The 11,460-nt window shown below is 26.0% G+C and carries 10 protein-coding genes; 2 read left to right on the top strand and 8 right to left on the bottom strand.

Going from position 1 to position 11,460, the window contains the following annotated elements; genetic code table 11:
* Positions 1-305: 305 nt before the first annotated feature.
* From AAT22_RS09290 to AAT22_RS09265, 6 genes are all read right to left on the bottom strand, one after another.
* Positions 306-1,139: a deoxyribonuclease IV gene (locus AAT22_RS09290; RefSeq protein WP_047000996.1), complete on the bottom strand. Its 834-nt coding sequence runs from the start codon at positions 1,137-1,139 to the stop codon at positions 306-308.
* Between the two features lie 329 nt (positions 1,140-1,468).
* On the bottom strand, positions 1,469-1,693 hold the full coding sequence (locus AAT22_RS09285) for a DUF4318 domain-containing protein (RefSeq protein WP_047000995.1): 225 nt from the start codon (positions 1,691-1,693) through the stop codon (positions 1,469-1,471).
* Between the two features lie 143 nt (positions 1,694-1,836).
* Positions 1,837-2,208 carry a hypothetical protein gene (locus AAT22_RS09280; protein ID WP_047000994.1) on the bottom strand — a complete coding sequence of 124 codons (372 nt, stop codon included), beginning with the start codon at positions 2,206-2,208 and terminating at the stop codon, positions 1,837-1,839.
* A 33-nt stretch (positions 2,209-2,241) separates the two neighbouring features.
* Positions 2,242-3,636, bottom strand: a complete 1,395-nt coding sequence (locus AAT22_RS09275) for a L,D-transpeptidase family protein (protein ID WP_047000993.1) — start codon at positions 3,634-3,636, stop codon at positions 2,242-2,244.
* A gap of 199 nt (positions 3,637-3,835) precedes the next feature.
* Positions 3,836-4,774 (bottom strand): L-lactate dehydrogenase, encoded by a 939-nt coding sequence (locus tag AAT22_RS09270; protein ID WP_047000992.1) that lies wholly within the window; start codon positions 4,772-4,774, stop codon positions 3,836-3,838.
* A 262-nt stretch (positions 4,775-5,036) separates the two neighbouring features.
* A complete protein-coding gene (locus tag AAT22_RS09265) occupies positions 5,037-5,420 on the bottom strand; it encodes a VOC family protein (RefSeq protein WP_016207318.1) in 384 nt (127 codons plus the stop codon).
* A gap of 196 nt (positions 5,421-5,616) precedes the next feature.
* On the opposite strand from AAT22_RS09265, the gene AAT22_RS09260 reads away from it, so the two are divergent.
* The gene (locus tag AAT22_RS09260) at positions 5,617-6,285 is read left to right on the top strand and encodes a hypothetical protein (protein ID WP_047000991.1); all 669 of its coding nucleotides are present in this window, start codon (positions 5,617-5,619) and stop codon (positions 6,283-6,285) included.
* 365 nt (positions 6,286-6,650) lie between these two features.
* On the opposite strand, the gene AAT22_RS09255 is transcribed toward AAT22_RS09260, so the two are convergent.
* Positions 6,651-8,606 carry a TetM/TetW/TetO/TetS family tetracycline resistance ribosomal protection protein gene (locus AAT22_RS09255; protein ID WP_047000990.1) on the bottom strand — a complete coding sequence of 652 codons (1,956 nt, stop codon included), beginning with the start codon at positions 8,604-8,606 and terminating at the stop codon, positions 6,651-6,653.
* Between the two features lie 503 nt (positions 8,607-9,109).
* Between AAT22_RS09255 and cplR the strand changes: the two genes are divergently transcribed.
* A complete protein-coding gene (gene cplR, locus AAT22_RS09250) occupies positions 9,110-10,759 on the top strand; it encodes an ABC-F type ribosomal protection protein CplR (RefSeq protein ID WP_047000989.1) in 1,650 nt (549 codons plus the stop codon).
* Positions 10,760-10,897: 138 nt separating this feature from the next.
* Here cplR and AAT22_RS09245 read toward each other — a convergent pair whose 3' ends face one another.
* Positions 10,898-11,290, bottom strand: a complete 393-nt coding sequence (locus AAT22_RS09245) for a hypothetical protein (RefSeq protein WP_242849803.1) — start codon at positions 11,288-11,290, stop codon at positions 10,898-10,900.
* Between the last annotated feature and the right edge of the window lie 170 nt (positions 11,291-11,460).

Below are 11,460 nucleotides of genomic sequence, written 5' to 3'. Positions count from 1 at the left end.
GAAATCAACAGCAGATATGCTTTTAGAAACTTTAGGGTCTGATATAGTAGATATTTTAGATGAATAATAGATTTTTCAGTTCACAGTTCACAAGGCACAGTGCACAGTTGTTTTAATTTTTTCATTCTTTAATTTATAAATTGCTTTGCAATTTATATCATAACCTGTTACCTGTTACTTTATTCCAAAAACTGTGAACTGTGAATTGTGCGCTGTGAACTATATAAATTGCTTCGCAATTTATAAAAATTCCGTATTTATAACTAAATATTACACAAGAAATTAATAGATAGCAAGATTTTTTCTTATTCTACATATTTACTTCTTAATAGTTCTATTTCTTTTGCATAACCATCTAATTCATTTGGAGTTTCTAAAAAAAATGGTAAATGTTTTAGCTTAGGATGATTTATTATTCTTGTTATAGCTTCTAAACCTAAAAATCCTTCTCCAATTTTTTCATGTCTATCTTTATGGCTTTTAAATGGATTCTTGCTATCATTTAAATGAATTGCTTTTAATCTATCTAATCCAATTACTGCATCAAATTCTTCTAAAACCTTATCTAAATCATTCACTATATCATATCCTGCATCATAAATATGACAGGTATCTAGGCAAACACCCATTTTTTCTTTTAATTCAACTCTTGATATTATTTCTGCTATTTCTTCAAATGTTCTTCCAACTTCTGAGCCTTTTCCAGCCATAGTTTCTAGTAAAACTGTTGTGGTTTGATCTTTACTTAATACTGTATTAAGTAAATCTACTATATAATTAATTCCTATCTCCAACCCTTGTTTCACATGACTTCCTGGATGAAAATTATACAAATTATTTGGCATAAGTTCCATTCTATTTAAATCATCAACCATCATTTCTCTGGCAAATTCTCTTGTTCTTTCATCTGCTGAGCATGCATTTAATGTATATGGAGCATGTGCTAAAATAGTTGCAAAGTTATTTTCACGTGCAATTTTTAAAAGAGCTTCCATATCCTCCATATCTATTTCTTTTGCTTTACCACCTCTTGGATTACGGGTAAAAAATTGAAAAGTATTTGCTCCAATTTGTAGTGCTTCTTTTCCCATATTTTCAAAACCTTTTGTTGTTGATAAATGACATCCTATATTTAACATATTTTCCTCCAAAGTATAGTCTTATTTCAATTTATTAAATTTAATACTCTTTTATAAGTAGTATTAAATTTCTTATTCTTATTTTTAAATTAGAAACTAATTCTATTAAGTATTTGTTTCTGTTAGTTATATAAAATAATACTATAATATCCTATATTAAATCAAGAACTAATTAATAATATGTATTAATTAATAATTTTTAATATATAACTACTTAATTAATATCTCTATTTTAGAGAGTTATTGATAAGTAATAAATAAAAGTGGCCAATACGAGTTGCCCACTTTTCTACTTAATTCTTATAATATTTACTAAAGAATATAAAATGTTACTCATTGACTTCTCTACAAGATAAATAATAACCACCACGAGCCATTTTAATACTAACTTCATACGTTCCATCCTCTATTTTAAAAATTACGGGATTTTCTTTGCTTATAAATTCAACGTTCTTTTGTTCTCTTTCTATAATATCGCAAATGGTCTTTCCAGATGGATACGCCAGTGAATCTTTTAAATCAATATTAAAACTTTTTCTAAAAAATTTCCCCATGAAACCTCTCCTTTTATTTAATAAGTAATAACTTATATAATATAATTGTTCAATGCTTCTATACTTTTGTTCTACATAATGTGTTAATTATTATTTAGAGAGTGTATCAAAAATAAACCTTTAACTAAAATATAGATCTTTATTTATATTATAAAAGTTATACCAGCACTAAATAATCCACCTAATATTAAAGAAAATGTACTTACTGCAAGTGATATATTTAATTTTCTATTAGATTTTTCCCTTTCCATTTTAGTAATTTCTAAATTTGCATTAGTTGCATATTGACCACTGTTTTGTCCAGCTCCTTGCATAGAAAGCGCCATTGGATCTCCTGATATAGATGCAAAAATCCCTACAAAAACTAATATAACTCCTTCTATAAATAAAACATTTTCAAAGTTTTTATAAGATGTTACTTTAGTTATTATAAAGCCTATTAACGCTGCTAATCCAAGCCAAACTATACCCCAAAGCAAAGATTTTATGACTAAGCTAATTCTATCATCTTTCATATTAAATACCCCCTTTTTATTATTATATCAAATTCACTCCTCATAGCAAATAATAGGAGTGCCCTCTTCAATATTTTCAAAAATAGTTTTTGCTAAATACGATGGAGAATTAACACATCCATGTGTTCCATTTCCCTTATATATTTCTCCCCCAAAAGAATATCTCCAACTTGCATCATGAATTCCTATATTCCCATTAAAAGGCATCCAATAAGTTACTTTCGCTTCATAATTTGGCCCTCTTAAAGTTGCTTCTTTTTGTTTATAATTAAGTGCATACGTTCCAAGATTAGTAGAATAACCTTTGCTAGAATCTCCAGTAACTACATCTCCTTGGGTAATTAATTTTCCGTTTTTATAAAACCACAAATGTTGATTTGTTATATTTACTTCTACGTAAGTATCTCCTATATCATCACTACCTCTATATAAAGCTTTCTGTGTATATACCGGTTCTTTTTCTAATACTGCTCCAAGTTTTATATTTTCAATTAACATTTTTGTTTCGCCAATAGAATTGATTTTCCACCCATAATATCCACCCTTAACTTTTACTACTTTTCCTGTGGAGGTTTTAAAATCTCTTGTTATTCCCACCGTGTTATACTTAGAGCTTAATTCTAACACATAATCTTTTACTGCATTCTCATCAATTTTAACATTTAAGTTATCATCCACACTAAGCCATTTATTTATTCTATCTCCATCTAAAACCTCACTCTCATTTTCAAATAAATATGTTATTTTAGTGGAAACATACTTATCTAATATAGCCTTTGTTTCTATTGTCTTATCTGATTTTAAAGTATATTTAGGATTTTCATAACAAGACCTATCATTTAAATTTACTGAGGTTTCTCCATTTAATATACTGACTTTTATAGTTTCATATAACTTATCATTATCTATTTTGTTTCCATAAACTTCTTCTATTAAATCATAAGAACCATTTGAGTATTTAAAATCTACGTTTCTTGGATCTACTATATTTTTATTTAGGCAATCTAGCTCTTGTATCTTTTTTAGTAATTTATTATTATCATAACCTACTAAATCATTTATATTGTAATATTGTTTTTTAAATAATGATCTTCCCCACTTTAAGGAAGCTTGTATTTTTTTTATGTTTAAAACACTATTATTTTCATTGAATTTTAATTCTATGTCTTGCGCTAGTAATTCTTCTATTTTTTCATCTCTTTGTACTATTTTTAACTTATATTCATTTATGGATTCTTTTAGTGTATCTTGAGCTTCTTCATAGGTTTTTAATGATACATCTATACCATTAATGGTCGTATTAAAAAATAAGTGATTGATAAAAAATATTGATATAAGTAAATAAATAAATGTAATTGATGCAGCCGTAATAATACTGTATCCTATTATTTTGTTTTTAAGAAAGTCTTGTATATTAATATTTTTCATGTTTATGTATTCCCCTTATTATACCAATTAAAATTAAAGATAACTTCTTTTTATATTATGATTTGTCTTTTACTTTTAAAACTTAATTTTGTTAAATTGTTCATGCAAATAATATATTTTATGATAAAAATTAAAAAGTGCCAACTAAGTTGACACTTCTCAATGAGTTGTAATTTATATTAATATTAAACTTATAATTCTAGTTATTATCAATTCTATCAATATATTCTTTCATTATATTAGCTGATGAAACAAATTTTTCTCTTTCTTCTTTAGATAGTTCTATATTTAATACTTTTTCTACTCCATTTTTTCCTACTATTGTTGGGACACTTAAATATGTGTTATTTACTCCTAAATAATTTTCTAATAAAGTAGATACTGATAGTACTGTTTTTTCATCCTTTAAAAATGCTTCTACTATTCTTGTTAAAACTGCTGCAACTGAGAAGGCAGTAGCTCCCTTCCTATTAATTACTTCATAAGCTGCATTTTTAACATCATCAGCAATAACTTTTTCAGTAGCCTCATCCCATTCAATTTTTAATTGTTCTGAAAAATCTTTTATTGGAATGTTTCCTATTGTAAGTGATGACCATGGAACAAATTCACTATCTCCATGTTCACCTAATACATATCCTTGAACAATTCTTCCATCAATTCCAAAGTACTTTCCAAGTAAACTTCTTAATCTTGTTGTATCTAAAACAGTTCCTGAACCTATAACTCTCTCTTTTGGGAAGCCAGATAACTTATAAGCCATATATGCTAGTATATCCACAGGGTTTGATACAACTAACAATATCGCATTAGGACTTAATTTTGCTATTGTTGGAACAAAGCTTTTAAAAATTTTATAATTCTTATCAACTAAATCTAATCTAGTTTCTCCTGGTTTTTGTGCAACACCAGCTGTTATAATAATTATATCTGAATTCTTAGTATCTTCTAATGATCCTAATGTTACGTTACACGGGCTATTTAGAGAACTACCGTGCATCAAGTCAAGAACCTCGCCTAAAGCCTTTTCTTGATTTATATCATTAATAACTATTTCTCTTGCTACTTCCTTTTGTAGTAAGGCAAAGGCAGTAGTGGCTCCAATTGAACCAGCTCCAATTATTGATATCTTACTCATATATAATACTCCTTTATCCTTTATTTTTTATTTTAACTTATTTATATTATAAACTATTTATTTGGTAATTTGTACTCTTTTTAGATAATTTTTATTATTTAATTATCTATTCCAAACAAGTCATTTAATATATACTATTGTTATTTACATAATATTTCCAAGGTCTATATCATATTACCTTTAATATTGCTTTAAATAGTTTATGCATAATACATAAAAATAAATCTAGTAACTTTTGTAAAGTTACTAGATTTTCTTAGTTTTATTTAGCTCTTATTACTTCAATTTTATATCCATCTGGATCAGTTACAAAATAGTATGAAGGTTTTGTTCCTGGAAGTCCTTTAAATGGAGTAACTTCATATCCTAAAGAAATATGTCTTTCTCTCATCTCTTCTAAATCTTCCACTTCAACTGCAATATGACTAAACCCATTTCCTAAATCATATGGTTTTTCTACATCATAATTATAAGTTAATTCTATTTCATATCCACCTTCTTCATTTGATAAATAAACAAGGCTAAATTTATGTTCTGGAAATTCCTTTCTTCTTGTCTCTATTAAATCTAATGCATCTTGGTAAAACTTTAATGACTTTTCTAAGTCCTTAACCCTTATGCAAGTGTGTAACATTTTAACTGACATAATTATCCTCCTAACTTTATATTTATATATATAAATTATATTTATTTAATGTAATTTTATCAACTAATTAATTTATTTGATTTTTTATAAATTATATACTTAAACATTTTCCCTTTTAATTTACTTTTTTTCATTTTTATAATAAAATAAAGCTACATAACTTATTGGGTAAATTTACCTTTGGGAGGAAATTCATATGAAAGTCAAAAAATTATTTTCCTTTTTATTTTTATTGTTAATTTCAATAAATTTAATTTCATGCAAAATTTTAAATTCGAATAATGCTGTAGGCAATAATGTTGAAGAAAATTTACCTGAAGACATTAATTCATCTCAGGATATTGAAGATACCTATGAAGAAAAAACGCCTGAAAGACCTATTTCCTTTGAGGCCTTTGGAAAAATGTATATCTCTACAAAGGACTTAACATTGATTGAATCTGGTACAAATATTTATGATGATCAACAATCTATCCATTATACTGCTGGTGAATATAAAGAAACAGATTTTATAAATGATTTATTATATTCATATTTAAATGAAGATAATTCTATATATGATTATTTAATTTCATATGATAATGCTTCCGAAAAAGGATATATACCAATTACTGAAAAAGATAAAGAAAAATTAAAAAAAGATTTAGAATCATTAAGAAGTCAAATGGAGCTTTCTAGCGGACAAGAAATGGTTGTTAGATTGGATAGAGTAACTTATGAAGGAATAGATTCTAAAATTAATTCTGGAAATAGTTTCAAAATAAGAGTTGCGATTTCTAGAGTAGGTGCAACAATAGTTCCTTGGAACTTCTTTACTGTAAATGTTCTGGAAGATGGAAATAAACTTGTGGCTCACTTGTTTTAAATTGCGAAGTAATTTATATAGTTCACAGTGCGAAATTCACAGTTCACAGCTTATAATGAAACTACTTAGTAGTTTATGAATTTTAAGTTATATCAACTATTTGATGGTTAATATAATGATTTCTTAATTCAGCAGATCTGAATTATTTCCACAACTGTGAACTATGCCTTGTAAGTATCTTTTTTAAGACAAACACCTAAAAGTTTTCCTTTGCATTTTCCTAATTTAGCTAAATCTCAAATAAAATTAGGTCAATAAAAAGTTACCATTCCTAATTTATAAAACATCAAGTGATTAATTGTAATAGGGGTTTTCTTATAATATCACATCCTATATTAATTAAAAAAAATTTATACAGATATATATTAAATTTCTTTACTCTCACAATGAATATATTCTTCTACCTTATTCCAAGGAACTACAAACCCCTGCCCTTTTGAGCAAAAAATTGAACTTGATGAATATTCTATATCCGCATTTTTATTGTATCCTATTTTTTCAATTACCTCTTCTGTATTATGACATACATCATATCCATCAAAGACTAAAGTTATATTGCCTTTTCCTTTTGTAAATGTAAGTATTTCTGAACTATAATCCATAAATGTAGCTACTGGTCCTCTTCCTGTTATAGAAACTTTATTTAATTTTGTTTCTGGAGAATCAAACTCTCCATTTAACCTTTGAATATCAGATATAACCTTCCCCATATAATCTAACTCTACATCTATTTTAAACTTATAAAATGGCTCAAGAAGTATATTATTAGCTTTTTCTAACCCTTGCCTTATTGCTCTAAAAGTAGCTTCTCTAAAATCTCCACCTTCAGTATGTTTGTTATGTGCCCTACCTGTTAGTAAAGTTATCTTTATATCTGTAATTGGTGAGCCACTTAAAAGCCCATGATGATTTCTTTCAAAGATATGTGTCTTAATTAAATTTTGATTTCCTGTAGTTAAATCATCCGCATGACATTTATTTTCAAAAGTTATTCCTTCACCTCTTTTGTTTGGCTCTATTTTCAAATGAACTTCAGCATAATGCTTTAATGGTTCAAAATGCCCGTATCCATATGTGTTGTTATCTATAGTTTCCTTGTACATAATTTCACAAGGACCAAATTCTATCTTTAAATTAAATCTATTTAATGCAACTTCTTTAAGTACTTCAAGTTGAATTTTACCCATAATTGAAACTTGAATTTCTTGATGTTTTTCATTCCATATTATATTTAATGCTGGATCTTCATTTTCTAATATTCTAAAATATCCCAAAACTTCTTTTACATTATAAAATTTATCAAAAATAACCTTTGACATTAGTGTTGGAATCATATTGAATCGAATACTTTCTCTAATTTTTCCTACACCTTCTCCTGGCATTGCTTTAGTAATCCCTGTTATTGCAAAAACATCTCCTGCAGATACTTTTTCAATAGTAGAAAACTTACTACCATTATAAATTCTTATACTACTTACTTTTTCTGTTACTTCTTCAGCTGCTATTCCATAAGTAACTTCATCCCTTACTTTAAGACTCCCACTAATAGCTTTTATAAAAGTAATTCTAGTTCCATTAATATCGTATCGTATTTTATAAACTCTTCCTGAAAACTCACTATCTTCATTATAATTTGTATAAGTAAGTTCATTAAATATGTTCAAAAAATTATCTATTCCTTCATCTTGAAGAGCACTTCCACTTAAACAAGGAAATACTTTATTTTCTTTTATAAGGTTTTTAAGCTCGTTAATCCAAATCTCCTCTTCATACTCACCATTTAAATATTTCTCTAAAAGATCTTCATTTCTCTCAGAAATAAATTCTATTAATTCTTCACTCATTCCATTAATAGAATCTATGTAACATGTATCATTAGCTAAATTTTCTTCAATTTCTTCAATAACTTTTTCTAAGTCTGCTCCTGTTCTATCCATCTTATTTATAAAAATAAAAGTAGGAATATTATATTTTCTAAGTAAATTCCAAATTGTCTCAGTATGTCCTTGGATTCCTTCTACTCCACTTATAAGTAAAATAGCATAATCTAATATGCTTAATGCTCTTTCCATTTCTGTAGAGAAATCAATATGTCCAGGAGTATCTATAAGATAATAAGTAGAATCTTGAATTGCAAATGTAGCTTGTTCTGAAAATACAGTAATTCCTCTACTTTTTTCAATATCGTGTGTATCTAAAAATGAATTTTTATGATCTACCCTTCCTCTATTTCTTATGCTTTTTGTATGATAAAGTATTTGCTCTGAAAACGTAGTTTTACCGGCATCTACGTGAGCAAGAATTCCTATTGTCTTTTTCATTAAATCACCTTTTCTTAACTACTATATTAAGTTGTAATAAAGTCTACATTTATCTTAATTATATTTATAAATTAAAATTATTTAAGTAAAACCATTATTTTAGCAACTTATATAAAAGTTTTAATAATATATGATTTCAATTTTGCTACTTTATTTATATAAGCCTATTAACTTTTTATAATATAAATCTATATTGATTAAGATAATTAATTGAAACATATATATTTTTTTATTATTAATTATATCATAGAAATATTTGAAATAACTTAAAATAGTGCTATAATGAAAAATGAAAATAATTTTAAGAAAGGTAAAGGTAATTTCAAACATGAGAATGTAATCTACTTTTATAATTTTTAATTCACAATAAAATTTAAGAGCTTTATTAGCCTTTTTTGTTGTGTAAAAATTTACGGAGAGTGGATTACTGGCTTAAGGTTTATTTGTGTTACCCTTCTATAAAGTCGTATACTCTCTCCTACATTTTAAGGAGGGATTTTTTTATGCATTTAGCATTATTAAATAAAATCAAAAAATATTATGGCGATAAATTAATATTAGATATAGACAAATTCGAAATACTAGATGGAGATAAAATAGGATTAGTTGGTGATAATGGCGCAGGAAAAACTACGCTTTTAAAAATTTTAATTGGTGATGAAATTTCTGATGAAGGAACATGTTACTTAACTAAAAGTTACTCCTATATTAGTCAATTTGGTAATAGTTCAAATGAATGTTCATTTAGCAGAATCAAAAGTATTTTCAATGCTCCAACTGAATATAAGGATTATCTTTCTGGTGGAGAAAAAGTCAAAATGAAAATTGCTAATGCTTTAAGTGAAAATAAGAAACTTATTATTGCCGATGAACCAACTTCAAATTTAGATAGTAATAGTGTTGAAACCCTTGAAGATATGCTAAAAAATTATTCCGGAGCTCTTCTTCTAGTTTCACATGATAGAAATCTATTAGATTCTTTATGTAATACTATTGTTGAAATTAAAGATGGAAAGATAAATATCTACAATGGAAATTATTCTAAGTATATAGAACTTAAGAAAGCAGAAAAAGCAAGGGAAAATACTGAATATAATCAATATATTAATGAAAAAAGAAGACTTGAAGAAGCTATAGTATCAAAAGAAAATATAAGAGATGGTATTAGAAGAACACCTAAAAGAATGGGAAATTCAGAAGCTAGACTTCATAAAATGGGTGGTCAAAAAGGTAAAAAGAAATTAGAAAATAATATAAAAGCTATTCAAAATAGAATCGAGCAATTGGATGTAAAAGAAAAGCCTAAAGAAGATAAAGATATAAAAATCGATGTTATTGAAAATTTAGAGCTTACTTCTAAAAATCCTATTGAAGCAAAAAACTTAACCATTACTATAGGTAATAAAATTCTATTAAATGAATCTAGCTTTAAAATAAAAAAGGGTAAAAAAGTTGCTTTAATTGGGAAAAATGGAAGTGGTAAAAGTACTTTACTAAAAGAAATTATCAATAACAATAATGAAAATATAAAAATTTCTAAAAATGTTGTTATTGGATATTTAGATCAGTCTCAAGATATACTTAATCAAGATAAAACAATATTAGATAATATTAAAATTAATTCTTCTTTCAAAGAAAGTTTTATAAGAACAAATTTAGATGGCTTTGGTTTTAAGGGAGATACTGTATTTAAAAAAGTTTCATATTTAAGTGGTGGTGAAATAGTAAGAGTTGCTATTTGTAAGCTTTTACTTTCAGATAACAATATAATAATTCTTGATGAACCAACAAATTATTTAGATATTAAATGTATGCAATCTCTTGAAAATGCTTTGAAAAATACTAATAAAACTCTTTTAATAGTATCACATGATAGAAAATTCATTTCAAATATTTGCGATTATATATTGGAAATAGATAATAATAAAATTATTCAATTTGATGGTAGTTACGATGAATATATAAACTTTAAATCTAAACCAAAAGTTGATAAAGATGAAAAAGTTCTTAAAGAAAATATATTAATATTAGAAAATAAACTTTCAGAAGTTATTTCTTTATTATCCTTTGAAAATGATTTAAATAAAAAAGCATTATTAGAAAATAAATATTTAGAATTACTAAAACAGCTTAAAGAACTAAGAAATCAATAAAAAAGATAGCATTGTTGAGAATAAATAACTACACAGAATTATTTATTCTCAACGTCTACCTTTTCATCAAAACTATTTATATTTTAATTCATTTATTAAAATATACTGTTTACAATATTATCATAACAGAAACATTAATTACTCTAGTGACAAAATTTCTTTTATTGATATATTAATATCCTCTGATAAATTCCTTTTTAAATTTCTTTGTAATAAATCTTTATGCTTTAATCCATTAATCTTGAAATATTCTTTTATTAAAGGAGTTCTTTTCTTTGGATCATCCATTGCTATATATGCTACAAACCAATCTTCTAAAGAAGTGAAATTTATTTTGCTATTTTCTAATAGTAAAGTATCCACAATTGATTTATCGTCTAAAATGAATTCATATATTTTATTACCTCGTAGATTTATTTTAAAGTTCCCTAAAAACTCTACCATAACTCCATCTACATTGTATCCAAAGAAACTTTCTGTTTTAAATGGCTCTTTTGATGATAGTTCTACTTTACTTCCTATTGTCTCCATAAATTCAACTACTTTTTCACTGTCTTTTGAATTAATTAAAATATCTATATCATTTGGCTTTTCTATTAATCCATGATAGTTTAATAAAACTGAGCCTCCAATTCCCCAATTGCATCCTATTTTATTTAATCCATCTGAAATTTTACATAATAAGTAAGCGGTTCAGAAAA

This window comes from Clostridium sp. C8 (assembly GCF_001010885.1).
Classification (GTDB): domain Bacteria; phylum Bacillota; class Clostridia; order Clostridiales; family Clostridiaceae; genus Clostridium; species Clostridium sartagoforme.
Note: the sequence above shows the minus strand (reverse complement) of the source record. Positions and strands in the feature narration are given on the sequence as shown.